20 protein-coding genes and 2 pseudogenes are annotated in these 25936 nt (G+C 52.9%); 9 read left to right on the top strand and 13 right to left on the bottom strand.

Annotated elements, in window-relative coordinates; translation table 11 throughout:
* Nucleotides 1-7 precede the first annotated feature (7 nt).
* The 5 genes from hutH to hutI form a co-directional block, all read right to left on the bottom strand.
* A complete protein-coding gene (hutH, locus tag OGV98_RS16835) occupies nt 8-1528 on the bottom strand; it encodes a histidine ammonia-lyase (RefSeq protein WP_202580667.1) in 1521 nt (506 codons plus the stop codon).
* A 1-nt stretch (nt 1529) separates the two neighbouring features.
* Nucleotides 1530-3215 carry a urocanate hydratase gene (hutU, locus tag OGV98_RS16830; protein WP_003845382.1) on the bottom strand — a complete coding sequence of 562 codons (1686 nt, stop codon included), beginning with the start codon at nt 3213-3215 and terminating at the stop codon, nt 1530-1532.
* A 136-nt stretch (nt 3216-3351) separates the two neighbouring features.
* Nucleotides 3352-4071: a histidine utilization repressor gene (locus tag OGV98_RS16825; RefSeq protein WP_149911568.1), complete on the bottom strand. Its 720-nt coding sequence runs from the start codon at nt 4069-4071 to the stop codon at nt 3352-3354.
* Nucleotides 4072-4158: 87 nt separating this feature from the next.
* Nucleotides 4159-5100 carry a formimidoylglutamase gene (gene hutG, locus OGV98_RS16820; protein WP_149911569.1) on the bottom strand — a complete coding sequence of 314 codons (942 nt, stop codon included), beginning with the start codon at nt 5098-5100 and terminating at the stop codon, nt 4159-4161.
* Nucleotides 5097-6320, bottom strand: a complete 1224-nt coding sequence (gene hutI / locus OGV98_RS16815) for an imidazolonepropionase (RefSeq protein ID WP_003023053.1) — start codon at nt 6318-6320, stop codon at nt 5097-5099. Before hutI ends, hutG begins: the two co-directional genes overlap by 4 nt.
* 224 nt (nt 6321-6544) lie before the next feature.
* Between hutI and OGV98_RS16810 the strand changes: the two genes are divergently transcribed.
* Nucleotides 6545-7828 (top strand): putative acyl-CoA thioester hydrolase, encoded by a 1284-nt coding sequence (locus OGV98_RS16810; RefSeq protein WP_003837077.1) that lies wholly within the window; start codon nt 6545-6547, stop codon nt 7826-7828.
* A 53-nt stretch (nt 7829-7881) separates the two neighbouring features.
* On the opposite strand, the gene OGV98_RS16805 is transcribed toward OGV98_RS16810, so the two are convergent.
* The 3 genes and pseudogenes from OGV98_RS16805 to OGV98_RS16795 form a co-directional block, all read right to left on the bottom strand.
* Complete coding sequence (locus OGV98_RS16805) at nt 7882-10143, bottom strand: hydratase (protein ID WP_202580668.1); 2262 nt, start codon at nt 10141-10143, stop codon at nt 7882-7884.
* A 188-nt stretch (nt 10144-10331) separates the two neighbouring features.
* Nucleotides 10332-11701: pseudogene (locus tag OGV98_RS16800) on the bottom strand (anion permease).
* A gap of 145 nt (nt 11702-11846) precedes the next feature.
* Nucleotides 11847-12899 (bottom strand): 4-oxalomesaconate tautomerase, encoded by a 1053-nt coding sequence (locus OGV98_RS16795; protein ID WP_049002440.1) that lies wholly within the window; start codon nt 12897-12899, stop codon nt 11847-11849.
* 178 nt (nt 12900-13077) lie between these two features.
* On the opposite strand from OGV98_RS16795, the pseudogene OGV98_RS16790 reads away from it, so the two are divergent.
* Nucleotides 13078-14028: pseudogene (locus tag OGV98_RS16790) on the top strand (LysR family transcriptional regulator).
* A 57-nt stretch (nt 14029-14085) separates the two neighbouring features.
* Here OGV98_RS16790 and pgl read toward each other — a convergent pair.
* Nucleotides 14086-15081, bottom strand: a complete 996-nt coding sequence (gene pgl, locus OGV98_RS16785) for a 6-phosphogluconolactonase (protein ID WP_286551717.1) — start codon at nt 15079-15081, stop codon at nt 14086-14088.
* Nucleotides 15082-15246: 165 nt separating this feature from the next.
* Between pgl and OGV98_RS16780 the strand changes: the two genes are divergently transcribed.
* Nucleotides 15247-16065: a pyridoxal phosphatase gene (locus OGV98_RS16780; protein WP_003845370.1), complete on the top strand. Its 819-nt coding sequence runs from the start codon at nt 15247-15249 to the stop codon at nt 16063-16065.
* On the opposite strand, the gene modC is transcribed toward OGV98_RS16780, so the two are convergent.
* From modC to OGV98_RS16760, 4 genes are all read right to left on the bottom strand, one after another.
* Nucleotides 16066-17124, bottom strand: coding sequence for a molybdenum ABC transporter ATP-binding protein ModC (gene modC, locus OGV98_RS16775; RefSeq protein ID WP_003837092.1), 1059 nt, complete (start codon nt 17122-17124; stop codon nt 16066-16068). It abuts the gene before it with no gap.
* A gap of 2 nt (nt 17125-17126) precedes the next feature.
* On the bottom strand, nt 17127-17816 hold the full coding sequence (gene modB / locus OGV98_RS16770; RefSeq protein WP_003023032.1) for a molybdate ABC transporter permease subunit: 690 nt from the start codon (nt 17814-17816) through the stop codon (nt 17127-17129).
* Nucleotides 17816-18589: a molybdate ABC transporter substrate-binding protein gene (modA, locus tag OGV98_RS16765; protein WP_202580669.1), complete on the bottom strand. Its 774-nt coding sequence runs from the start codon at nt 18587-18589 to the stop codon at nt 17816-17818. The genes modB and modA overlap by 1 nt, the downstream gene beginning before the upstream one ends.
* Nucleotides 18590-18788: 199 nt before the next feature.
* On the bottom strand, nt 18789-18938 hold the full coding sequence (locus tag OGV98_RS16760; RefSeq protein ID WP_003023026.1) for an AcrZ family multidrug efflux pump-associated protein: 150 nt from the start codon (nt 18936-18938) through the stop codon (nt 18789-18791).
* Between the two features lie 130 nt (nt 18939-19068).
* Here OGV98_RS16760 and modE point away from each other — a divergent pair, with 130 nt between their 5' ends.
* The 6 genes from modE (at nt 19069) to galM (ending at nt 25873) form a co-directional block, all read left to right on the top strand.
* A complete protein-coding gene (modE, locus tag OGV98_RS16755) occupies nt 19069-19857 on the top strand; it encodes a molybdenum-dependent transcriptional regulator (RefSeq protein WP_003023018.1) in 789 nt (262 codons plus the stop codon).
* Between the two features lie 67 nt (nt 19858-19924).
* Nucleotides 19925-21397, top strand: a complete 1473-nt coding sequence (gene modF / locus OGV98_RS16750; RefSeq protein WP_202580670.1) for a molybdate ABC transporter ATP-binding protein ModF — start codon at nt 19925-19927, stop codon at nt 21395-21397.
* A 217-nt stretch (nt 21398-21614) separates the two neighbouring features.
* Complete coding sequence (gene galE / locus OGV98_RS16745) at nt 21615-22631, top strand: UDP-glucose 4-epimerase GalE (protein ID WP_003837100.1); 1017 nt, start codon at nt 21615-21617, stop codon at nt 22629-22631.
* Nucleotides 22632-22640: 9 nt separating this feature from the next.
* Nucleotides 22641-23687, top strand: coding sequence for a galactose-1-phosphate uridylyltransferase (gene galT / locus OGV98_RS16740; RefSeq protein ID WP_202580672.1), 1047 nt, complete (start codon nt 22641-22643; stop codon nt 23685-23687).
* A gap of 3 nt (nt 23688-23690) precedes the next feature.
* On the top strand, nt 23691-24839 hold the full coding sequence (gene galK, locus OGV98_RS16735; protein ID WP_202580673.1) for a galactokinase: 1149 nt from the start codon (nt 23691-23693) through the stop codon (nt 24837-24839).
* Nucleotides 24833-25873, top strand: a complete 1041-nt coding sequence (galM, locus tag OGV98_RS16730) for a galactose-1-epimerase (RefSeq protein WP_202580674.1) — start codon at nt 24833-24835, stop codon at nt 25871-25873. Before galK ends, galM begins: the two co-directional genes overlap by 7 nt.
* The last annotated feature ends 63 nt before the right edge of the window (nt 25874-25936 follow it).

The following is a 25936-nucleotide window of genomic DNA, read 5'->3' as shown; positions in this document are numbered from 1 at the left end:
CAATTCTCTAGAGAAATTCAGGCAGCAATTTCAGCAACGTTCCTTGCGCTAACAGTTCGGTCGCGCACTCGATATCCGGGGCGAAAAAGCGATCCTGCGTGTAATGAGCAACCTGCTCGCGTAAAGCCTGGCGCGCCTGCTCCAGCAGCGGGCTTGAGGTTAACCCTTCGCGCAGGTCAATCCCCTGACACGCCGCCAGCCACTCTACGGCAATCACGCCGCGCGTATTTGCTGCCATCTCCCACAGTCTGCGCCCCGCCGCCGGAGCCATAGATACGTGATCTTCCTGGTTGGCGGACGTCGGTAAACTGTCTACGCTATGCGGATGCGCCAGCGCTTTGTTCTCACTCGCCAGCGCGGCAGCCGTGACTTGAGCAATCATAAAGCCGGAGTTCACCCCACCGTTTTTCACCAAAAACGGCGGCAGTTGCGACATGTGTTTATCCATCATTAACGCAATGCGTCGCTCCGATAACGAGCCGATTTCCGCAATCGCCAGCGCCAGATTATCTGCCGCCATCGCCACCGGTTCAGCATGGAAGTTGCCGCCAGAAATGACATCCCCCTCCTCGGCAAATACCAGCGGGTTGTCGGAAACCGCATTGGCTTCCACCAGCAGAACATCCATCACCTGGCGCATTTGCGTCAGACATGCCCCCATCACCTGTGGCTGACAGCGCAGAGAATACGGATCCTGCACTTTCTCACAGTTATGATGCGACTGCGAAAGCGCGCTGGTGTCGGTCAATACGTGACGATACAGCATTGCGGCATCAATCTGCCCACGCTGCCCTCGCGCGGCGTGAATACGGGCATCAAACGGACGACGGGAACCCAGCACGGCTTCGGTGGTCAGCGCCCCGCACACCGTTGCAGACGCAAACAGTTCCTGAGCTTCAATTAGCCCACGCAGCGCAAAGGCCGTCGAAGCCTGGGTACCGTTGAGCAACGCCAGCCCTTCTTTTGCCTCCAGCGTTATCGGCTCCAGCCCGGCCTTATTCAGCGCTTCGGTCGCCGGGAGCCATTCACCCTGCCAGCGCGCCTTCCCTTCTCCCAACAGCGTCAAAGACATATGCGCCAGCGGCGCCAGGTCACCCGATGCCCCCACGGAGCCTTTCGCCGGGATCAGCGGATACACCTCGGCATTCACCAGCGCAATCAGCGCTTCAATCACGCTCAGGCGAATACCGGAAAAACCGCGCGCCAGGCTGTTGATTTTCAGCACCATAATCAGACGCACCATCGCGTCGTCCAGCGCCTCGCCGACGCCTGCCGCATGGGAAAGCACCAGCGAACGCTGCAAATTCTGCAAATCTTCCGTGGCGATACGGGTCTGGGCCAGCAGGCCAAAGCCGGTATTAATGCCATACGCCGTACGGCCTTCAGCGACAATATTATTGACGCAGGCGACGCTGGCGTTAATAGCATCGATCGCCCCGGCATCCAGACTCAGTTTGACCGGCTGCTGCCAGATTTCACGTAGCTGGATAAAACTCAGATGGCCCGGCGTGAGTGTCATGGTGTTCATATCAGCGTTTCTCCTGCGTCGCGGCAACCATCGGCAAATTCAGCCCTTCTTCGACGGCGCATTCCACCGCAATGTCATATCCGGCGTCGGCGTGACGCATCACCCCGGTCGCCGGATCGTTATGTAAGACCCGGGCGATACGCGCCGCGGCTTCATCGGTGCCATCGCAAACAATCACCATCCCGGCATGCTGAGAGAAGCCCATACCGACCCCGCCACCGTGATGCAGCGACACCCAGGTCGCGCCGCTGGCGGTGTTAAGCAGCGCGTTCAGCAGCGGCCAGTCGGATACGGCGTCTGAACCGTCGCGCATAGCTTCAGTTTCGCGGTTCGGGCTGGCAACAGAACCGGAGTCCAGATGGTCACGGCCAATAACAATTGGCGCGGATACTTCACCGCTGCGCACCATTTCATTAAACGCCAGCCCCAGTTTCTGACGCCACTCCAGGCCGACCCAGCAGATACGCGCCGGTAAACCCTGGAAATTAATCCGCTCACGCGCCATATCCAGCCAGTGATGAAGGTGCTTATCATCTGCCACGATCTCTTTCACTTTGGCATCTGTTTTATAAATATCCTGCGGATCGCCGGACAGCGCCACCCAACGGAACGGGCCAATGCCGCGACAGAACAACGGTCGAATATAAGCAGGTACGAAGCCGGGGAAATCAAAGGCATTTTCCACGCCCATCTCTTTGGCCATCTGGCGAATGTTGTTGCCGTAATCAAACGTTGGCACGCCCATTTTGCTAAACGCCAGCATCGCCTCAACGTGCGTTGCCATTGAACGTTTCGCCGCCTGCACCGTGCCCTGCGGATCGGACACCGCTTTTGCCTGATACTCTTCCCAGCTCCAGCCAGACGGCAGATAACCATGCAGCGGATCGTGGGCGCTGGTCTGGTCGGTGACCATATCCGGGCGCACACCGCGCTTCACCAGTTCCGGCACAACGTCGGCGGCGTTCGCACACAGCGCAATGGAGACTGCTTTACCCTCGCGAGTGTATTTGTCGAGACGCGCCAGCGCATCGTCAAGCGATGTCGCCTGCTCGTCCACGTAACGGGTACGCAGACGGAAATCGATTCGGCTTTGCTGGCATTCAATGTTCAGCGAACACGCCCCCGCAAGCGTAGCGGCTAACGGCTGCGCCCCGCCCATGCCGCCCAGTCCGGCGGTCAGTACCCAGCGCCCGCTCAGGTTACCCTGATAATGCTGACGCCCGGCCTCAACGAAGGTTTCATAAGTCCCCTGCACGATGCCCTGGCTGCCGATGTAGATCCAGCTCCCGGCGGTCATCTGGCCGTACATCGCCAACCCTTTGGCGTCCAGTTCGTTGAAATGTTCCCAGGTAGCCCAATGTGGCACCAGGTTGGAGTTGGCAATCAGCACGCGCGGTGCGTTGTCGTGAGTTTTGAATACGCCTACCGGTTTTCCGGACTGGACCAGCAGCGTCTCATCGGTCTCCAGTTTGGTCAGCGCGTTGACGATGGCGTCATAGCATTCCCAGTCCCGTGCGGCGCGGCCAATCCCGCCGTAAACCACCAGCTCATGAGGATTTTCCGCCACATCGGGATCCAGATTATTCATTAACATGCGCAGCGGCGCTTCGGTCAGCCAGCTTTTGGCCGTTAAGGTGGTGCCGCGTGGGGCACGAATATCCTGCTGACGATATTTGCTATGGGACATGACAGAAAACTCCTCGCGAACGTCGGATAGATAAGTAACATATACTTGTCTATACAAGTCACTGCAAGGATGATTTTAACAATTAAGATACATTTTTATTATATTGCGTCAGCAATCACGGTTTTCATCTCCTGTATCAGGACATAAACCGCCCTTGCAGTCGATAGCGGGAACCAGGGAACAGCAAACGGGCATGAGAGACAATGGATGACGCGGACCAGGTCTTACGGCGGATCAGCAGGCAGGGATCGTGTTCTTTGATGTTCAGCAGCGCGCACTCTTCGGCGCTGGCGCGTACCGCTTCAACAATATGCTCACCTTCGGTCAAGGGGGCTATCAGCGACAGGTAAGCGTGCGGCGTGGTCTGGCTGTAATCCTGCCCCAGATACTCGGGCACAATTTCGGCATTCACGCAGCGATCTTCAATCTGTACCGGCAGATCGTTCTCGTAGTGCACCATGACAGAGTGAAAAATAGAGGTGCCTTCTTTGACGTTTAATACCAAAGCCTGCTGCGCGTTTGCCCGGGTTCTTTCCAGCGTCAGCACTTCGCACCGGTGCTGATGCTGACGGGCGTTAATTTCATCCGCGATGCTACGAATTTCAAACAGCGCGGACTGACCTTTTGGCTCGGCGACAAACGTCCCCACGCCCTGCAAACGCACCAGTAAACCTTCATCCGTTAACTCACGCAGCGCCCGGTTGATGGTCATGCGGCTGAAACCATACTGCGCCACCAGCTCAGCCTCAGACGGAATGCGATCGTGAGGCAGCCAGATACCGCTGGCAATTTTTTCGCTGATCTCCTGTTTGACCTTTTCGTAAAAAGGAGCCGGAGCAGAACGGGATGGGAGCATGCGTGAGCCTTCCTTAAGCTGAAAATGTGAGTGGGTACAGTTTACAGGCATTACCCGAACCTGATAAGCGCAACGCCATCAGGTATATCAGTGCCACCAGTGGGCGATTTGCCAGCCTAATCGCGCCGCAACCCGCGCCGCCCTGCCATCATCGTCAAAGCGTGGATTAAATTCAACCATATCCACCGCCTGTAGTTTACCGCTACGACACAGAGGCTCAATCAGTCTCAGCAGCGTCGCCAACGGTACGCCAAGCGCGGCGGGGGCCGACACACCGGGCATTTCCCACACCGGCAGCACGTCGAGGTCGATTGTCAGATAGATGACATCCAGATTGGCAATGAACTGCGCTAACTGCGCCTGCGCCGTATCACAATGCAGATCCTCCACTATGGTCACACCGAGCCGCTGGGCCTCATCCCAAAGCGCCTGGGTGTTTGCCGCCCGGCTGACGCCGATACAGGCATAGTGAAATTCACGCTGTTGTTCATCGCAAAGCTGCGCCAGCTGGCGAAACGGCGTACCGGATGTAGCCTGCCCGGCATGGCGCAAATCGAGATGTGCATCGAAGTTGACTATCCCCACTTTCGCCTGCGGGAACGCGTCCAGCACACCTGCGCCATGGGCATATGCGGTTTCGTGTCCGCCCCCCAGAACAAAGGTGCGCATATTTTCCTGCTGGCAACGCTGTACCGCATTCCGTAGCGCCTGCTGCGCGCCCTCAAGATCGGGGGCCTGCGCCACAATATTGCCCAGATCCACCAGTCGATGATGCCCATTGTGACTGGCTAAATTCGCCAGCGCCTTGCGCAGCACATCGGGCGCTCCGGCAGCTCCCGTGCGCCCCTGATTACGTTTAACACCTTCGTCGCAGGCAAACCCGAGCAACGCTATCTGCTCGCGATACATTTCTGGGCTAAACGTCGGGCTCTGGGTGATAGTCTGAAACAGGCGCAGCGCATTCGGCGATTCGGCCCGGTCATCACGTCCCTGCCATAGCGCAGGTGAAGCAGGTTGCCAGTGAGTCATGCTATTTGTCCTTTGAATACGCGTTGGTAGAGCGGGTTGCGTCCTGGTTCATACAGGATCTCAACAGGAAGTGTGGCATCCCACACCACAAAATCGGCCACAAACCCGGCCTTCAATTGACCGTGGGTGGCGTGACGCCCCAGCGCCCGGGCCGCATGACGGGTTACGCCCGCCCATGCTTCTTCCGGCGTTAAGCCAAACTGAACGCAGGCCATATTCATCGCCCAGTGCAGGCTGATAAACGGGCTGGTACCGGGGTTAAAATCTGTCGCTACCGCCATCGGTACCTGATATTGACGCAGCAACGCTACCGGTGGGCGCTGCTGCTCTTTGAGGAAATAGAATGCGCCGGGCAGCAGCACGCCGACCGTACCGCTTTGGCTCATTGCCGCCACGCCTGCTTCATCGAGGTATTCAATATGATCGGCGGATAGCCCATGGTAGCGGCTTACCAACTGTGCGCCGCCAAGCAATGACAGTTGTTCGACATGGCCTTTAATCGGGATGCCCAGCGCCTGCGCAGCCTGAAACACCCGCTCACTCTGCGCCAACGAAAAACCAACGCTTTCACAGAACAGATCAACGGTCTCAAACAGCCCTTGTTCCCACAGCTGCGGCAAAATGGTCTCGCACACCAGCGTAATATAGCCGTCAGGATCATCTCTGAATTCCGTTGGCGTCGCATGCGCAGCCAACAGCGTCGGACTGATTTCAACGATATTCTCTGCCGCCAGCGCTGCCACCACGCGCAATATTTTCTCTTCTGTCGGCAAATCCAGGCCGTAGCCTGATTTTATTTCCAACAGCGTAACACCTTCTTTGATCAGCTGTTCCATCCGCTGATGGGCTACGTGTAAGAGTTGTTCATCCGTGGCGCTGCGGGTCGCCGATACGGTGGCATTGATCCCCCCACCCTGAGCGCTTATCTGCTGGTAGGAGACACCATTTAGCCGCTGCTCCCATTCACCTGCGCGGTTTCCGCCAAAGACGAGATGCGTATGGCAATCAATCAGGCCAGGCGTAATCAGCCGGCCCTGCATATCAAAAGTATTGTCATGTGTGAGATATAACGATGATTCCGGGACGATATCGCGAATCTTGCCCTGGCGGACGATCAGCGCATGACCATCCACCAGCCCATATGGGGTACCACGTTCAGGATCCATAGTCGCCAGACGAACATTGCGCCAGATAACATCATCAGGGAAGAATTGCTGCATTCGACTCACCACTTGTCATAGGTTGTATAGACATTTATTTTTGATTATAGGGATGTTGTCAACCTGAAGAGCCATAATTGTTATCTATTTGTGATATAAAGACTCTCCGCGCCAGACATTGCTGCGATAAAAAACAACTTTTTACCTTTTCGCCTTCCCGTTTCGCTCAACTTAGTATAAAAAAGCAGGCTTTAATGGATAACTTTCAAAGCCCGGAGCAACCTGTGAATATATCATCAGTTTCCCGTCTGGCGCTGGCAATGGCTTTTGGCGTGACGCTGACCGCCTGTAGCTCTACGCCGCCCGATCAAATTCCTTCCGATCAGACCGCGCCAGGTACCTCTTCGCGCCCGATCTTGTCGGCCAATGAAGCGAAAAACTTCGTTGCTGCGCACTATTTTTCCGCGCTGACGCCAAACACCGCGCCATGGAGCCCTTCTTCAATTTCTCTGCCTGCACAACCTGACTTCGTCGTTGGCCCGGCAGGCACTCAGGGCGTAACCCATACCAGCATTCAGGCTGCGGTGGATGCGGCAATCATCAAACGTACGAACAAACGTCAGTACATCGCGATTATGCCGGGCGAGTATCAGGGCACGGTATACATCCCGGCAGCAACGGGTAGCCTGACGCTGTACGGTATGGGCGAAAAACCGCTGGATGTAAAAATTGGCCAGGCTATTGACGGTGACATGAGCACCGCAGACTGGCGTCGTACGGTGAACCCAGGCGGTAAATATATGCCGGGTAAACCTGCGTGGTATATGTTTGATAATTGCCAGAACAAACGTGGCACAAATATTGGTGTGATGTGTTCTGCCGTCGTCTGGTCGCAAAACAACGGTCTGCAATTGCAGAACCTGACCATCGAAAACAACCTGGGTGATAGCGTTGATGCAGGCAACCACCCGGCCGTTGCACTGCGTACCGATGGTGATAAAGTGCAGATCAACAAGGTCAATATTCTGGGTCGTCAGAATACGTTCTTTGTAACCAACAGCGGCGTACAAAACCGTCTGGAAAACGATCGTCAGCCTCGCACGCTGGTAACCAACAGCTACATTGAAGGTGATGTGGATATCGTTTCTGGTCGTGGCGCAGTGGTGTTCGAGAACACCGATTTCCGTGTTGTGAATTCCCGTACGCAGCAGGAAGGTTACGTGTTCGCACCGGCTACTCTGTCAAACATCTACTACGGTTTCCTGGCGATTAATAGCCGCTTCACGGCAAGCGGCGATGGCGTGGCGCAGTTAGGCCGATCGCTGGATGTCGATTCCAACACTAACGGCCAGGTCGTTATCCGTGACAGCGTGATTAACGAAGGCTTTAACATGGCAAAACCATGGGCTGACAGCGTTATCGCAAAACGCCCGTTTGCCGGTAATACCGGTGCGGAAGATGACAAAGGTGAAATCCAGCGCAACCTGAACGACACCAACTTCAACCGCATGTGGGAATACAACAACCGCGGTATCGGTAGCAAAGTGGTTGCCGAGCCGAAGCAGTAATCCCAGAGAAAAAAAAGGTCGCCATATTTACGCTGGCGACCTTTTTTATGGCGTTACACCAAACGCGATTTATTAAAGTTAATCAAACTCCCGGCTTTAATAATCTCACGCTCCTCGGCGGTCAGGCTTTCCATATACAAGCTGATTTCACTCATCGCGCCATCAGCATGAAGAACGTACGCTTTTATCTCGCGACTGCACTCATCCAGCGCACGGCGAATACCGGGAATATAGATATAGTCCCCGACTTCAAAAGAGGGTTTCTCAGCCATTTGTAGCGGTAACATTCCCCAGTTAATGACATTGGAACGGTAACGCTTGGTAGCATATTCCTCGGCGATGTTTGCCAGCCCACCGATCACTCGCTGACAGCTTGCCGCCTGCTCGCGCGCAGAACCATCACCAGGCTTGACGGCATAAATCATGCTGCCAATCTCAGTCTCCAGTGGTCGCGTGTTTTCCTGACCGGTAATCTGCTGGATGCGTGCGAAAACTGACGCCAGTTCGCTAACGTCACCCGCCTGACGTTGTTTTTCCCGTTCAGCGACCGCCTTGCTTCTGCCAACATAGCCGGGATCGCGTCGGGAAAGGGTAAATTCCGCCAGCCCCAAAGGATTGGAACGATACGAAGAGGTTTCTCCGGACGGGATAAGCTCATCCGTCGTTGTCACATCATCAAGTATTTTTGAGGCCACTTTCAGCAGAATATTTTCTGTTAACGCGCCCAGTTCCGGCCAGTCTTTAATATTCGGGCCGTAAATGAGCGGCTGTTGCGTGGCCCCTTTAACAAACCCCTGGTATACGCGGCTCTTATATGGCGCAGGATTAAACGCATAATCAGGTACAGCTTCCCAGCAGTCCAGATCCGTCGCGGCAGTGAGGAATCCTCCATTTGCTGCCGTAGCCGCAATTGATCGCGCATCCATCAGCGCAACGGCTGACATTTGACCATTGCCCGGTTTCGAGCCTTCACGGTTAGGGAAGTTGCGCGTGGTATGGCGGATGCTAAGAGCATTGTTGATTGGCGTATCGCCCGCACCAAAGCATGGTCCACAGAATGCGGTTCTGATGACGGCCCCCGCTCCCAGTAAATCCGCAACGACACCTTTCTGCGCTAAATCCATAAACACCGGCTGTGACGAGGGGTAGACAGCCAGCGAGAAAGCATCATTACCGCAGGATTGACCACGTAATGCCTGCGCCGCAGCAATCACGTTTTCAAAGTTGCCGCCCGAGCATCCAGCAATGATCCCCTGCTGTACTTTTAAGCGTCCGTTCTCCACTTTATCCAACAACGAGAGGCTGGCTTTACCTTGCGCGATTCGCGAAGATTCAACTTCAATCTCCCGGAGAATATCCGTCAGATTTTCATTGAGTGTAGCAATCTCATAGACATTACTTGGATGGAATGGCAGCGCAATCATCGGCTTAACCGCACTCAAATCAACATGAATACACCCATCGTACCAGGCCATCGGCTGCGGGTTGAGCGGGCGATAATCCTGTTCGCGACCATGTAATGCCAGCCAACTGCGAGTTTCATCATCCGTTTGCCAGACAGAGCTCAGGCAGGTGGTTTCGGTGGTCATTACATCAACGCTGTTGCGAAAATCCGTTGAGAGATGGCGAATGCCAGGGCCGACAAACTCCATGACCTTATTTTTGACGTAGCCATTTTTAAACACTGCGCCAATGATAGCCAAAGCCACATCCTGCGGGCCGATGCCCGCAACAGGCTTGCCGGTCAGATAAACGGCAACAACGCCAGGATAATCAATATCCCAGGTATCGTTTAACAGCTGCTTGACCAGCTCACCGCCCCCTTCTCCTACCGCCATCGTGCCTAATGCGCCGTAACGCGTGTGGCTGTCTGAGCCGAGGATCATTTTGCCGCCCCCGGCCATCATTTCACGCATGTACTGATGGATGACAGCAATATGTGGCGGCACAAAGATTCCGCCGTAACGCTGTGCCGCAGACAGACCAAACATATGATCGTCACCGTTAATGGTTCCCCCTACCGCGCATAATGAGTTATGGCAGTTCGTCAGAACGTACGGTAAAGGAAAGCGCTCCATTCCTGATGCTTTAGCGGTCTGAATAATACCGACAAAGGTAATATCGTGTGATGCTAATGAATCAAACTTAATTTTTAGCTTATTCATGTCACCGGACGTATTATGCGCTGAGAGAATCGACCACGCGATAGTTCCTTTTTTCGCATCTTCTTTACAGATTGGTTCAGACACCTCATCCTCAGCGATAATTTCATTATTACCGGAGAGGTAAATCCCTTTCTCATATAATTTAATCATTAGATACTCCACATTGCTGTGCTCCAACCAGAGCACAGACAACCAATGAACGATGTAATTTATACCCTAAATAATTCGAGTTGCAGGAAGGCGGCAAGGGAGCGAATCCCCAAGAGCTTACTCCAGTAAGTGACTGGGGTGAGCGAGCGCAGCCAACGCACATGCAACTTGAAGTATGACGGGTATAGTTAGAGCATGTTCCAGCCAATCAACATATTCCACCACCAAAGACCCAGCGTAATATGGACGAGGAACGTCAAGAACGTCAGCATTGCGCCGACCAGCCACCACGATTTGATGTCGTTATATCCAACGCCAAAAATAACCGGTCCCGCGGCGCCGCCATAATGGGTAACCATACCGCCGTAAGAGTTAGAAAAGAGTAATGCCAATGCAGTTAACATCAGTGGTGCACCAGAAACGTTCGCCAGCATGGCAAATACCGGCATCATTGCCACAATATAGGCGCTGCCAGAGGCAAAGAAATAACGAACAATAATGCTCAAAAAGAGAATAACAAAGAACGCAACGTTGCCGTGGTTACCAAAGTCGAGGTTATTCTTGAAGAGTTCGGCTAACCAATCGAAGAATTTCACTTTCGATAACAGCGAACTCAAACCGATAATACCGCCGTACCAGATTAAGGTATTCCAGCCGCCCTTATTTTTAACCACATCATCCCAGGTGACTACGCCAAACAAAAGCATCGTACCCATTACTACAATGGCAACCGTTGATTCATCAACGCCGAGAGTTTTACTAAAGATCCATCCTAATAGCGCGAGGACGAAAATGCCCAGCAGCATTTTTTCGCGCCCTTTCATTGGCCCTAAATCCTGAAGCCCGGCTTTGGCGATAGTTTTGTTATCAACCTTTTTAATTTCAGGTGGATACATAAAATAGATGACTAAAGGCGTTACCAACAGCATAACCAGTCCAGGCAAAGCAGCTGCAAGAGCCATCCTCCCCAGCTTAGTTGTAACTGACAGATATCGTTGATCATCTTCAATGCCAGAATGTTTCCTGCCATCGCAGTAAAAAACATATAGCTGGTCGTTTTAGTGACCATATACACCGTCATCATCAGGTAGTGGCCGACGCGGCGGGGGCTCTTGTCCGGCTCAGAGCCTAACGCCACCGCCACGCTATTGATGATGGGCAAGACAATGCCTCCCGCACGCGCAGTATTTGACGGTGTTGCCGGGGCTAATACCAGGTCAAGAAATACGGTCACGTAGCCCAGGCCAAGCGTGGTGTTACCTATTTTACCAATCAGAATATAGGCAATTCGCTTGCCCAGTCCCGTCGTCACAAAAGCAGCGCTTAAAGTAAACGCGGAGAACACCAGCCATGTCGTACCGGAAGCATAGCCACTCAGCACGCTGCTGGTTTTAAGTACGCCGCTGCCTAAATTTCCGACAACCACCATTGAAGCGGCAACAGCAATCAATAATACCACCGGTTCAGGAAACGGTTTGATCACCAGCCCGACAATGGCTGCGAGATAAATACCAAATAGCACCCAGGCCAGTTCACTTAATCCTGCCGGTGCTGGCATAAGTCCTATAATGCAAGGGATGGCCAATATTAATATTAGCTTCCATAATGATTTAACGTTCATTTTGGGGTCCTGAATAATCTGTACAAGCAATACAGAATGTTTTTCGATTTTCCATAATCACAGCAACATGTGGCCAATGCTGTCAGGGAAGATAAACATCACCGGCGAATATTTTTCTGGCGGTGCGAATAACCGAAGCTCTGATAGTTTCAGGCTCATCCCCTTCATTGGTTAAATAAATATCAAGAGCGCCGCCTGGATGTTCGATAGTGATATTCCCGTAATGCGCGCCTGCCGTTACCTGACGCGTAACGGTACCGTTAATGGCGCAACTGCTGGCGATCGCTATCGCCCCGGTAATTGCCAGTGCTTTATGGCAAGAATGCGGCATAAAATAGCGAACATTAATTGCGCCATCGTGCTGAGGTGCCGAGATGAGAATAGGTTTAGGGATAACCTTATTACTGACATTTCCCAGGCCCATAGCTTCACCGGCCTGTAAACGAATAGACTCGATGCGCGCCAATAATTCGCGGTCTGCATCTAAATCTTGCGCGGATTCATAACCCGTTTTCCCCAGGTATTCGGCAGGAATAATTACGACAGGTGTCGCCATATCCATACAGGTCACGGGAACGGAGTTGATATAATCGATGTGTTGGCCCGTTGGAAAAATATGCCCGGTTTTAGAACCTGCAGCATTCAGGAATGTCAATGCAATCGGGGCCGATGTTCCCGGGACACCGTCAATTCTTGCTGTTCCTTCATACTCAACAACGCCGTTTGGTGTCTGTATATCAGCTTCGATAAACGTGTTGGTGTTTACATTGCGAATACGAACGCGGGTGGTCGGCGTTGCGGCATTAATTAATCCCTTTTCGATAGCAAACGCGCCAACGGCGGAAAGCATATTGCCGCAGTTCGGCGTGGTATCGACCCGTTGCTCATGCACCAATACCTGAGCAAATAAATAATCGATATCAGCTTTCGGGTCGTTTGAACGACTAATGATCGCTACTTTGCTGGTTAACGGATTGCCACCACCAATGCCGTCTATTTCCAGCGCATTGCCAGAACCCATAATTTTAATCAATACTTCATCACGCAGTTTTTCTTCTTGTGGTAGATCTTGTGCTAATAAAAATGCGCCCCTTGAAGTTCCTCCGCGCATCATAACGCAAGGTATTTTTTTCATGATTATGCTCTCGATATTATTTTCACTATGTACATGGTTGCATGTCATGATTAGGGTGACTAATGACTTCATTTTCGTGATTAGTGATTTATTTTTATTAATTAAAAGTTATGAATTGCAGATACACTGAACACTTTCATCTTAGACAGGGGCTTCCCCGATTTAGTCCGGAGTCAGAATGAAACACGAATTATCAAGCATGAAGGCGTTTGTCACACTGGCAGAGTCCGATTCTTTTAACAATGCCGCCAAGTTACTTAATATTACGCAACCTGCATTAACACGCAGAATTAAAAAGATGGAAGAGTATTTACACACTCAACTCTTTGAAAGAACAACTCGCAAAGTCACATTAACAAAAGCGGGAAAAATGCTTTTACCTGAAGCCAGAGAATTAATCAGGGCATTAGATGAAACTATTTTTAATATTAGCGATGTGAATGTTCATCATCATGGCATAGTGACATTATCCTGTATTCCTACCGCAGTTTTCTAATTCTTGCCGTTGGCAATAGGAAAATTTAATGAGCGGTATCCCAATATCAAAGTGCGAATTATTGAACAAGGTACGAATAATTGTATGGAATCCGTACTTTGCAATGAGGCTGATTTTGGAATAAATATGAACAACATCACAAATTCCTCTATCGAGTTCACTCCACTGGTTAATGAACCGTTTGTTCTGGCCTGTCGGCGCGATCATCCACTCGCCAATAAACAGTTGGTGGAGTGGCAGGAATTGCTGAATTACAAATTGATAGGCGTTCGCTCCTCAAGCGGTAACCGATTATTGATTGAACAACATTTGGCCGATAAACCGTGGAAGTTGAACTGGTTTTACGAGGTTCGTCATCTGTCCACTTCGCTGGGTCTGGTTGAAGCTGGACTGGGCGTTTCCGCGTTACCAGGGTTAGCAATGCCGCAAACGCCGCATCCCACCCTGACAGGTATCCCACTGGTTGAGCCTGTTATTAGACGCACGCTGGGAGTTATTCGGCGTAAAGACGCTATTCTCTCACCTCCCGCTGAACGTTTCTTCTCTCTTCTGCTTAATTTATGGGCAGATGACAAAGACTGTCTTTGGACATCCGTTGCTGAACGTCATGAAAATTTACCGCTTGTTGAATGAACATAAAAAAATCCGCAATCTTCAAAAGATTGCGGATCGTTTGTAACACCTGACGTTTTAGTACGCGTTAACCACCACCCACATCGGGCCTTGTCCTACCGCGTAACGACCGTTCTCTGTCAACAGTCCTTGTTCGCCTGCAATCTTATACACCGCGATATGGTGCGATTTTTGCCCGGCGGCAATCAGGTATTTTCCGCTGTGATCGATATTAAAACCACGCGGCTGAGTTTCGGTAGGCTGGAAACCCTCTTTAGTCAGTACGCTACCGTCTTCAGACACGCTAAAGACCGTAATCAGGCTGGCGGTACGATCACAGGCATACAGATGACGCCCATCAGGTGTGATATGAATATCTGCTGCCCAACGGGTATCAGCGAAATCTGCAGGCATCATATCCAGCGTCTGCACACACTCAATTTTGCCGTACGGATCTTTCAGCTCCCAGACATCAACAGAGCTGTTCAGCTCGTTCACACAGTAGGCATATTGCTTATTCGGATGGAACGCCATATGACGCGGGCCCGCGCCTTCCACGGTAGTCACTTCAGCCGGTTCCTGCGCGACCAGATGGCCATCATCGCTTACGTCAAACAGGCAGATACGATCCTGTTTCAACGCCGGAATCCACAAAGTACGGTTATCCGGAGAGATGTTGGCTGAGTGGCAACCATCCAGGCCCTCAACCACGTCAACCAGTTCCACCGGCAGGCCATCTTCCAGACGCGTGACGCTCACGCTGCCAGCGTTATAAGAACCCACGAACACGAAACGTCCCTGATGATCGGTAGAAATATGCGTCGGGCTACCCGGCAGCGCAGACTCTGCCGCGAAGGTCAGCGCACCGTCATCAGGCGCAATACGATAAGCCAACACGCGAAACTCCGGGCGCACGCCAACATAGAGGTAACGCTTATCCGGGCTGACGACCATCGGCTGTACCTGACCCGGCACATCAACCACCTGTGTCAGCGTCAGAGAACCATCGTGATTCAGGCTCCAGACGTGGATTTGCTGACTTTCAGGGCTGGCGGTATAAACGGTTTGCTTCATGAATACTCCTTTACTTTTTGGCAGGTGGCTGCAATTGCCTGACACACGCCTAGGGTAGACGCTTTTAACGGTGAATGCTTAATTAAGGCTCAGAATTTTGTCCGGCTCCCGTCTCGGTGTACCATTCCAACAGACATAATTCTCAACCTTAATCTGGATAAACCTATGACCGCACGCGTGATTGCCCTGGATTTAGACGGTACCCTCTTGACCCCGAAAAAAACCTTGCTGCCATCCTCTCTCGAAGCGCTCTCGCGCGCCAGAGAAGCAGGCTACCAACTTATCATTGTCACAGGTCGCCATCACGTTGCTATTCATCCTTTTTATCAGGCACTGGCGCTGGATACACCTGCAATTTGCTGTAACGGTACCTATTTGTATGATTATCAAGCAAAAAAGGTGCTGGAATCCGATCCCCTTCCGGTAGACCAGGCATTACAGCTGATCGAAATGCTGGATGAACATCAGATCCACGGGCTGATGTATGTGGATGAGGCCATGCTGTATGAGCGCCCTACCGGGCATGTAGTGCGTACTGCTAACTGGGCACAAACGCTGCCGCCGGAACAGCGCCCGACCTTCACCCAGGTTCCTTCGCTGGCGCAGGCGGCGCATGACGTTAACGCCGTCTGGAAATTTGCTCTGACCGACGAAGATATTCCGAAACTGCAGCAGTTTGGCCGGTATGTCGAGCAACAACTGGGGCTGGAGTGTGAATGGTCCTGGCACGATCAGGTCGACATTGCCCGTAAAGGCAACAGTAAAGGACGACGCTTGACCCAGTGGATAGAAGCACAGGGCGGGTCAATGGAAAACGTGATTGCCTTTGGCGATAACTTTAACGATATCAGCATGCTGGAAGCCGCAGGCACTGGCGTGGCGATGGGCAACGCGGATGACGCGGTCAAAGCACGCGCCAACATCGTGATTGGTGATAACACCACCGACAGCATCGCGAAATTTATCTACTCTCACCTGCTGTAATCAGGCGGTAATCGATACGCTCTTAATTTGCGCGTACAGCCACAGGCCAGGTTTGATACCCAGTTCATCCCTGGCCCATGGGCTGATCTTCGCCCACAGCGTCTTACCGCCCACCTCAAGCTGAACTTCCACCTGACCGTTATCGTCATAGCATTGCGCGACTTTTGCCCGGAGAACATTACGAATACTGGTCTGTTGCGGCGGCTGCAGAACCAGTGAAACATCAGAGGCCTGAATACGAATACGCAGCGCGGTTTGCAGCGGTTGCTCCAGCTTGTTGACCCATAGATGCTGATCGCCAAGCGCCAGCGCGGTCATCGCGTAGTGTGGATGATGTTCCAGCACGCTGACTTTCAGAATACTGCTTTGCTGTTCCTTAGGCAGCCAGGGGTGCATCACGCTGCTGCCCCAGACATCTTCCAACGAACCAAACGCTTTGACCTGCCCGTTTTCCAGCACCATCACTTTATCTGCCAGGTGCAAAATCTCATCAAGCGAGTGGCTGACGTACAGCATCGGAATATTAATTTCCCGCGCCAGGCGTTGCAGATAAGGCAGCAGTTCGCGTTTACGCGGTATATCCAGCGAGGCTAACGGCTCATCAAGAAGCAATAACTCAGGCGCGGTCAGCAGCGCCCGACCGATGGCGACACGCTGCTTTTCACCGCCAGAAAGACCGCCTGGCAGACGGTCAAGCAGCGGTTCAATGCCCAACAACGCCACCAGCTTATCAAACTGTCCGGCCATGCTTTTCGCCATTCCGTAACGCAGGTTGCCGCGCACTTTATAGTGCGGGAACAGGCGCGCATCCTGGAAAACATAGCCCACCCGGCGTTTTTCCGGCGTTAAACAGATACCGTTCTCGACGTCGTTTAAGACCCGACCGTTGAGCACGATGCGCCCGGACTGCGGCTGCGTCAGACCACTGATGGCGTTAATCAGTGAGGTTTTTCCCGCACCGGAAACGCCAAAAATAGCGGTGATGCCGCTCGCTGGCAGCGTTTCGTTGAGCGTCAGACAATGCGTCCCCAGCGTCTGAGAGAAATTAAGTTCAAGCATGATTATCGCCCCGTCCGCTCACGGCTAATACGCGCCAGCCATTCAGAAATCAGCAGCGAAATCAGCGCCAACACAATGGAAATGATACATAACCTCGCCGCCGCGCTTTCGCCGCCCGGGGTTTGGATCAGGGTATACATCGCCGAAGGAATGGTGCGGGTTTCACCAGGAATGTTGGAAACAAAGGTAATGGTTGCACCAAATTCCCCAAGGGAACGCGCAAACGCCAGCACCGTACCAACAATAATACCGGGCAGCATCAGCGGTAACGTAATGGTCATAAAGACGCGCCAGCGTCCGGCTCCCAGCGTGCGAGCCGCCTGCTCCAGCTTGACGTCGACACCTTCCAGCGCCAGACGAATAGCCCGCACCATGAGCGGGAAGGACATCACCGCAGCGGCCAGCACCGCCCCACGCCAGCTAAAGGCAAAAGTGATGCCAAACCAGTCGTACAGCCATTCGCCAATGAATCCGCGCCGTCCCATAGAGACCAACAGCAGATACCCCACCACCACAGGCGGCAGAACCAGCGGCAAATGCAGTACGCTGTCGAGCAGCGCTTTGCCCGGGAACTTGCATCGCACCAGTAGCCAGGCAAAGAAGATCCCAAATGGCAGACTAAACAACACGGCCAGGGAAGAAACTTTCAGGCTCAGTATAACGGCCTGCCATTCAGGATCGGTCAGTATCATTACTTGGTCGTAAATCCATAACGTTTAAAGATTTCAGTAGCCTGCGGTCCTTTCAGGTAATCATAGAACGCGCTAACCGTTGCGTTTTTGTGCCCATCAACAATCGCGATAGGGTATTCCACTTTTTTGTGCGAATCTTCCGGGAAGGTCGCCACAACTTTTACGCCCTTGCTGGCGACGGCGTCAGAACCATAGACGATCCCCAGCGGCGCTTCGTTACGCTCTACCAGCGCCAGCGCACCGCGCACGTCTTCAGCAGGAGCCAGTTTCGGGGCCAGGGTATCCCATGCACCCAGTTTTTGCAGCGCTTCTTTGGCATAAATGCCTGCCGGAACATGTTCCGGATCGCCAACAGCCAGGCGTCCACCGTTCAACAGACTGGTCCAGTTGGTTTTGCTGTCGATGGTGAAGTCTTTCTGTGCGCTGGCTTTCGGTGCAACCACCACCAGGCTGTTACCCAACAGCGTTTCACGCGTTGCGGTATCAATCGACTTCTTGTCTACCGCGTAGTCCATCCATTTCTGATCGGCAGAAATAAACAGATCGGCCGGTGCGCCTGCTTCAATCTGACGCGCCAGTGTGGAAGAAGAAGCAAAAGAGGAGACAACATCAACGTTCTTCTCTTTTTTATATTGCGTTGCAATGTCCTGCATCGCGTTGGTCAGCGAAGCCGCTGCGAAAACGGTAATCTTTCCTTCATCCGCCAGCGCATGTCCGGCAACAGTAAGAGAAAGAGTTGCCCCTGCAAACAAGCGTAACCATGTACGTGCCATCTGTAACTCCTTTGCGTTTCGTTATGTAGGCGCAAATATAACGATTAAACCAGGATTTTCCCAGTGGTTATTGATACCAATTAGAGGTTACACAAAGAAAATATCGGCAGGGAAAGTAGGATCTTGAGAAACTGTAGCGAGAGAAAACGAGTAGGAAGGCAAAAAATATAAACGCCCGACTGAGCGGGCGTTTGGGGAATCAATGATTCTGTCTGGACTGGTCTTTCTGACCGATACCGGAGAAAATGTTGAACACTTCACCCAGTCCGTAAATCAGACCCAGAATGATGGCCATTACCACAGGTACCATGATTACGGCGAATACCAGACTTTTCAATAACTCTAACATGGTCAACTCCAGATATAGTCCTTAGTTGTATTCTAACCACATAACGCAGAAAAGCACTCCCCTTTTGTGCGGTCGGCTTTGCTCAGGCACGGTTTTCCGTCACAATACCCTTTTTTGCCAGGAGCTTGTGATGCAGGCCGAAATCCTTCTTACGCTGAAACTTCAGCAAAAACTGTTTGCTGATCCCCGTCGCATTTCTCTGCTTAAGCACATTGCGCTTTCCGGTTCCATCAGTCAGGGCGCGAAGGATGCAGGTATCAGCTACAAAAGCGCCTGGGATGCGATTAACGAAATGAACCAGCTCAGCGAGCAGACGCTGGTTGAACGTGCCACAGGCGGTAAAGGCGGCGGTGGCGCGGTGTTAACGCGCTATGGCCAACGTTTAATCCAGTTATATGATTTACTGGCGCAAATCCAACAAAAAGCTTTTGATGTGTTGAGCGATGACGATGCGCTACCGCTCAACAGCCTGCTGGCAGCTATCTCGCGTTTTTCACTGCAAACCAGCGCCCGTAACCAGTGGTTTGGCACCATTACCGCTCGCGACCACGATCAAGTCCAGCAGCATGTTGACGTCCTGCTGGCCGATGGCGAAACGCGCCTGAAAGTGGCAATCACTGCGCAAAGCGGCGAGCGTCTGGGTCTTGAGGAAGGCAAAGAAGTACTGATTTTGCTGAAAGCGCCGTGGGTGGGAATCACTCAGGACGACGCTATCGCTCAGGCTGCCGATAACCAGTTGCAGGGCACGATTAGCCATATTGAACGCGGTGCGGAACAGTGTGAAGTGCTGATGACGTTGCCAGATGGCCAGACGCTCTGCGCGACGTTGCCGATAGATCAGACCCACACATTAACTGAAGGCGCTAACGTCACAGCATATTTTAATGCTGATAGAGTGATTATCGCCACGCTGTGCTGAGTTGATTGACATCAGCCCTAAGAACACGTATCCCTGTTATTCATCGCTGCAAATAATGGGATACAAAATGTCATCGTTGCAAATTTCGCAAGGCATGTTTCGTCTTAGCGACACAAAAACGCTCCAGTTAGATGCGTTGACGTTAAACGCAGGTGATAGCTGGGCGTTTGTTGGCTCTAATGGTAGCGGGAAATCTGCGCTGGCCCGCGCGCTGGCGGGCGAGTTGCCGCTCCTGAAAGGCGAGCGCCGCTGCCAGTTCACACGTATTACCCGACTCTCCTTTGAGCAGCTCCAAAAGCTGGTCAGCGACGAGTGGCAGCGGAACAACACCGATCTTCTTAGTCCCGGTGAAGACGACACAGGGCGCACTACCGCAGAAATCATTCAGGATGAGGTCAACGATCCCGCCCGCTGCGCTGTGCTGGCGCAGCAGTTTGGCATTTCAGCCTTACTCAACAGGCGTTTCAAATATCTTTCCACCGGTGAAACACGCAAAACTCTGCTCTGCCAGGCATTAATGTCCACGCCAGATTTGCTGATCCTTGATGAACCCTTTGACGGGCTGGACGTCGCGTCCCGTAGCCAGTTAGCAGAACTGCTCGATGAGCTGCACCAGGCCGGCTTAACGCTGGTACTGGTGCTTAATCGCTTTGATGAAATTCCCGAATTCGTGCAGTTTGCCGGCGTGCTTGCCGATTGCACACTGACGGAAACCGGCGCAAAAATCGACCTTCTGCAACAGGCATTAATCGCTCAGCTTGCCCATAGCGAGCGGCTGGAAGGCATCCAGTTACCCGAGCCGGATGAGCCTTCAGTACGCCACACATTGTCAGATAACGAGCCGCGCATTGTGCTTAACGATGGCACCGTCTCGTATAACGATCGCCCTATCCTGCATCATCTGAGCTGGCGGGTAAATCCGGGAGAACACTGGCAAATCGTCGGCCCCAACGGTGCGGGGAAATCAACCCTGCTCAGTTTAATCACCGGCGATCATCCCCAGGGATATAGCAACGACTTGACCCTGTTTGGCCGACGCCGGGGCAGCGGTGAAACTATCTGGGATATCAAAAAACACATTGGCTATGTCAGCAGCAGCCTGCATTTGGATTACCGGGTAAGTACAACAGTTCGCAACGTTATTCTCTCCGGTTATTTCGATTCAATCGGCATTTATCAGGCCGTCTCCGACAGGCAGCACAAGCTGGTACAGCAGTGGCTGGATATTCTTGGCATCGATAAACGTACCGCGGATGCGCCATTTCATAGTCTTTCCTGGGGACAACAGCGGCTGGCATTGATTGTTCGTGCTCTGGTGAAACATCCTACATTGCTGATCCTCGATGAACCCTTGCAAGGATTAGATCCGCTCAACCGCCAACTGATCCGTCGGTTTGTGGATGTCCTGATCGGTGAAGGCGAAACTCAGCTTTTGTTCGTCTCTCATCACGCCGAAGATGCCCCGGCCTGCATTACCCATCGGCTAGAGTTTGTACCCGAGGGAGATATCTACGGCTATCGACAAACTTCTCTGCGTTAATTTTCATGCCAGGGCGTTTATCACGCCCTTTTTTCTGCTTTTTTTTCAGACAATCGCTGTAATAACAACCTAACATAATGATTTATAATAAATTAACTAGCAGCGTCGAGTGAAAATTCTGGAGTGTAAACGATTCCACTAATTTATTCCGTGTCACACTTTTCGCATCTTTGTTATGCTATGGTTATTGCATACCATAGGCTTAACGGAGCGAATTATGAGAGTATTGGTTACAGGTGGTAGCGGTTACATTGGAAGCCACACTTGCGTGCAGTTGCTGAAAAACGGTCACGAGGTGGTGATCCTGGATAATCTCTGCAACAGCAAGCGCAGCGTACTGCCCGTCATTGAGCGTTTAGGCGGCAAGCATCCGACCTTCGTGGAAGGAGACATCCGTAACGAAGCGCTGATAACCGAAATTCTGCACGATCATGCCATTGATACGGTCATCCATTTTGCCGGTTTAAAAGCCGTTGGAGAATCCGTTGCCAAGCCGCTGGAGTACTATGACAACAACGTCAACGGCACTCTGCGTCTGGTGAATGCAATGCGCGCAGCCAACGTGAAAAACTTTATTTTCAGCTCCTCCGCGACCGTCTATGGCGATCAGCCGCAAATTCCTTACGTTGAAAGCTTCCCCACCGGCACGCCACAAAGTCCGTACGGCAAAAGCAAGCTGATGGTGGAACAGATCCTGACCGATCTGCAAAAAGCTCAGCCCGACTGGAGCATTGCCCTGCTGCGCTACTTTAACCCAGTTGGCGCTCATCCGTCAGGAGATATGGGGGAAGATCCGCAAGGTATTCCAAACAACCTGATGCCTTACATCGCGCAGGTTGCCGTTGGCCGCCGCGAGTCTCTTGCCATATTTGGCAATGACTACCCTACTGAAGATGGCACCGGCGTACGCGACTACATCCATGTGATGGATCTCGCCGACGGCCACGTTGCCGCCATGGAAAAACTGGCAGGCATTCAGGGTGTGCATATTTATAACCTCGGTGCAGGCATCGGCAGCAGCGTGCTGGACGTGGTCCACGCCTTCAGCAAAGCCTGTGGTAAACCGGTGAATTACCATTTCGCCCCGCGCCGTGAAGGCGATCTTCCGGCCTACTGGGCTGATGCCAGCAAAGCCGATCGCGAGCTCAACTGGCGCGTGACCCGCACATTGGATGAAATGGCACAAGATACCTGGCACTGGCAGTCACGCCACCCACAGGGATATTCGGATTAAGGACCAATCATGACGCAATTCAATCCTGTCGATCATCCACACCGCCGTTTTAACCCGCTCACCGGGCAGTGGATCCTCGTATCACCGCATCGCGCCAAACGCCCGTGGCAAGGGGCGCAGGAAACTCCGTCTAAGCAGGTACTACCTGCACATGACCCGGACTGCTTCCTGTGCGCTGGCAATACGCGCGTTACCGGCGACAAAAACCCGGATTACACCGGGACCTATGTCTTTACCAATGACTTTGCGGCGCTGATGTCCGATACCCCGGACGCGCCGGACAGTCACGATCCGTTGATGCGCTGCCAGAGAGCGCGCGGTACCAGCCGCGTGATTTGCTTCTCACCCGATCACAGCAAAACGTTGCCGGAACTCAGCGTCCCTGCACTGACAGAAATCGTAAAAACGTGGCAGGAGCAGACCGAAGACTTAGGGAAAACCTATCCCTGGGTGCAGGTATTTGAGAATAAAGGCGCAGCGATGGGGTGCTCGAACCCGCACCCACACGGACAAATTTGGGCCAACAGCTTTTTGCCTAACGAAGCCGAACGTGAAGATCGCCTGCAGAAAGCGTACTTCGCCGAACAAGGCGCGCCAATGCTCGTTGATTACGTCCAGCGCGAACTGGCGGACGGCAGTCGTACGGTCGTAGAAACCGAGCACTGGCTGGCGGTTGTGCCTTACTGGGCCGCGTGGCCGTTCGAAACGCTGCTGCTGCCGAAAGCGCATGTGCTGCGTATTACCGATTTGAGCGACGAACAGCGTGCTGACCTGGCGCTGGCGTTGAAAAAACTGACCAGTCGTTACGACAATCTGTTCCAGTGTTCATTCCCCTACTCCATGGGCTGGCACGGCGCACCGTTTAACGGTGAAGAAAACCAACACTGGCAGTTGCATGCACACTTTTATCCGCCGCTGCTGCGTTCCGCGACTGTGCGTAAATTTATGGTCGGATATGAAATGCTGGCAGAAACCCAGCGCGACCTGACGGCAGAACAAGCGGCTGAACGACTGCGTGCGGTCAGCGACATCCATTTTCGCGAATCCGGAGTTTAAATAATGAGTCTGAAAGAAAAAACACAATCTCTGTTTGCAGAAACATTTGGCTACCCTACCACCCATACTATTCAGGCACCGGGTCGTGTAAACCTGATCGGCGAGCATACCGATTATAACGACGGCTTCGTTCTGCCTTGCGCCATCAACTATCAAACCGTTATCAGTTGTGCGGCACGCGACGATCGAAAAGTCCGCGTGATCGCCGCTGATTACGACAATCAGATTGATGAGTTCTCGCTTGATGCGCCGATTATCGCCCACGACAGCCAGCAGTGGTCAAACTACGTGCGTGGCGTAGTGAAACATCTGCAAAAGCGCAATAACACCTTTGGCGGCGCTGATCTGGTGATCAGCGGTAACGTCCCACAGGGCGCGGGGTTAAGTTCTTCTGCCTCGCTGGAAGTTGCTGTGGGTACGGTATTCCAGCAGCTCTATCATCTGCCGCTCGACGGCGCGCAGATTGCCCTGAACGGTCAGGAAGCTGAAAACCAGTTTGTCGGCTGTAACTGCGGCATTATGGATCAGTTGATCTCGGCACTTGGTAAGAAAGATCATGCGCTACTGATCGACTGCCGAACGCTTGGCACCAAAGCAGTTTCTATGCCTGAGGGCGTAGCGGTGGTGATCATCAACAGTAACTTTAAACGTACGCTGGTCGGTAGCGAATACAACACCCGTCGCGAACAGTGTGAAACCGGCGCTCGTTTCTTCCAGCAGCCAGCGCTGCGTGATGTTAACCTTGAAGCGTTTAACGCCGTCGCCCACGAATTGGATCCGATCGTCGCCAAACGCGTTCGCCACGTGATCACGGAAAATGCGCGTACCGTTGAAGCAGCACAGGCGCTGGAAAAAGGCGACCTGCTGCGTATGGGCCAACTGATGGCGGAATCTCACGCCTCAATGCGCGATGACTTTGAAATTACCGTGCCGCAAATTGATACGCTGGTTGAGATTGTCAAAGCGACCATTGGCGATAAAGGCGGTGTACGCATGACCGGCGGCGGCTTCGGCGGCTGTATAGTGGCGCTGATCCCGCAAGATTTGGTGCCAGCCGTACAGCAAGCTGTCGCTGAGCAGTACGAAGCAAAAACTGGAATTAAAGAAACATTCTACGTCTGCAAACCTTCTCAAGGAGCCGGACAATGTTAAACGAAATCCCCGTGCAGGCTCCGGACGGTCAGCCGTTTCGCCTGCTCACCCTGCGCAATGACGCAGGGATGGTGGTCACGCTGATGGATTGGGGCGCGACCCTACTCTCTGCGCGTATTCCGCTCAGCGATGGTAGCGTGCGCGAAGCATTACTCGGTTGCGCCAGCCCGGAACAATACCCGGAACAGGCTGCATTTCTGGGGGCTTCGATTGGTCGCTACGCTAATCGTATCGCCAACAGCCGTTATACCTTTGCTGGCGAAACCGTTGAATTAATACCAAGTCAGGGCGACAACCAGCTGCACGGCGGGCCGGACGGTTTCGACAAACGTCGCTGGCAGATAGTCAATCAAAATGACCGCCAGGTGCTGTTCGCCTTAACGTCCGACGATGGCGATCAGGGCTTCCCTGGCCATCTTTGCGCTACCGTGCAGTATCGCCTGACTGACGATAATCGTATTTCGATAACCTACCGCGCCACGGTCGATAAGCCCTGCCCGGTGAATCTGACGAATCACGTTTATTTCAACCTCGACGGTGACAAAACGGATGTGCGCCAACACAAGCTGCAAATCCTCGCCGACGAGTACTTGCCGGTTGATGAAATGGGCATCCCGCACGACGGACTGAAATCCGTCGCTGGTAGCACTTTCGATTTCCGTACGCCTAAGATCATCAGCAGTGAATTTCTTGCCGATGACGATCAGCGCAAGGTAAAAGGTTACGATCACGCCTTCCTGCTCCAGGCACAGGGCAATACGCATACGCCGGTCGCTCGACTGTGGTCCCAGGATGAAAAACTGCAGATGGAGGTCTACACCTCCGCCCCGGCATTACAGTTTTATTCCGGGAATTTCCTCGGCGGTACGCCATCCCGTGGTCCTGATGCCTACGCCGACTGGCAAGGTCTGGCACTGGAAAGCGAGTTCCTGCCGGACAGCCCGAACCATCCGGAATGGCCGCAGCCAGACTGCTTCCTGCGTCCTGGCGAAGAGTATGCCAACGTGACGGAATACCGGTTTATTCCAGCCTAATCGTTCCCCCTCCCAGGCCCGATGACGTAACGTATCGGGCCTGTTGCTTGTTTATCACAGTAG

The organism is Citrobacter sp. Cf136, from assembly GCF_030333815.1.
Classification (GTDB): domain Bacteria; phylum Pseudomonadota; class Gammaproteobacteria; order Enterobacterales; family Enterobacteriaceae; genus Citrobacter; species Citrobacter freundii.
Note: the sequence above shows the minus strand (reverse complement) of the source record. Positions and strands in the feature narration are given on the sequence as shown.

Coding starts and splice junctions, on each gene's coding strand:
- modB (WP_003023032.1), bottom strand. CDS start 17,816: ATGATACTGACCGATCCTGAATGGCAGGCCGTTATACTGAGCCTGAAA.
- galK (WP_202580673.1), top strand. CDS start 23,691: ATGAGTCTGAAAGAAAAAACACAATCTCTGTTTGCAGAAACATTTGGC.
- OGV98_RS16795 (WP_049002440.1), bottom strand. CDS start 12,899: ATGAAAAAAATACCTTGCGTTATGATGCGCGGAGGAACTTCAAGGGGC.
- hutG (WP_149911569.1), bottom strand. CDS start 5,100: ATGACTCACTGGCAACCTGCTTCACCTGCGCTATGGCAGGGACGTGAT.
- modF (WP_202580670.1), top strand. CDS start 19,925: ATGTCATCGTTGCAAATTTCGCAAGGCATGTTTCGTCTTAGCGACACA.
- galE (WP_003837100.1), top strand. CDS start 21,615: ATGAGAGTATTGGTTACAGGTGGTAGCGGTTACATTGGAAGCCACACT.
- galT (WP_202580672.1), top strand. CDS start 22,641: ATGACGCAATTCAATCCTGTCGATCATCCACACCGCCGTTTTAACCCG.
- hutU (WP_003845382.1), bottom strand. CDS start 3,215: ATGTCCCATAGCAAATATCGTCAGCAGGATATTCGTGCCCCACGCGGC.
- OGV98_RS16805 (WP_202580668.1), bottom strand. CDS start 10,143: ATGATTAAATTATATGAGAAAGGGATTTACCTCTCCGGTAATAATGAA.
- galM (WP_202580674.1), top strand. CDS start 24,833: ATGTTAAACGAAATCCCCGTGCAGGCTCCGGACGGTCAGCCGTTTCGC.
- pgl (WP_286551717.1), bottom strand. CDS start 15,081: ATGAAGCAAACCGTTTATACCGCCAGCCCTGAAAGTCAGCAAATCCAC.
- OGV98_RS16780 (WP_003845370.1), top strand. CDS start 15,247: ATGACCGCACGCGTGATTGCCCTGGATTTAGACGGTACCCTCTTGACC.
- modA (WP_202580669.1), bottom strand. CDS start 18,589: ATGGCACGTACATGGTTACGCTTGTTTGCAGGGGCAACTCTTTCTCTT.
- OGV98_RS16825 (WP_149911568.1), bottom strand. CDS start 4,071: ATGCTCCCATCCCGTTCTGCTCCGGCTCCTTTTTACGAAAAGGTCAAA.
- OGV98_RS16760 (WP_003023026.1), bottom strand. CDS start 18,938: ATGTTAGAGTTATTGAAAAGTCTGGTATTCGCCGTAATCATGGTACCT.
- hutH (WP_202580667.1), bottom strand. CDS start 1,528: ATGAACACCATGACACTCACGCCGGGCCATCTGAGTTTTATCCAGCTA.
- hutI (WP_003023053.1), bottom strand. CDS start 6,320: ATGCAGCAATTCTTCCCTGATGATGTTATCTGGCGCAATGTTCGTCTG.
- modE (WP_003023018.1), top strand. CDS start 19,069: ATGCAGGCCGAAATCCTTCTTACGCTGAAACTTCAGCAAAAACTGTTT.
- modC (WP_003837092.1), bottom strand. CDS start 17,124: ATGCTTGAACTTAATTTCTCTCAGACGCTGGGGACGCATTGTCTGACG.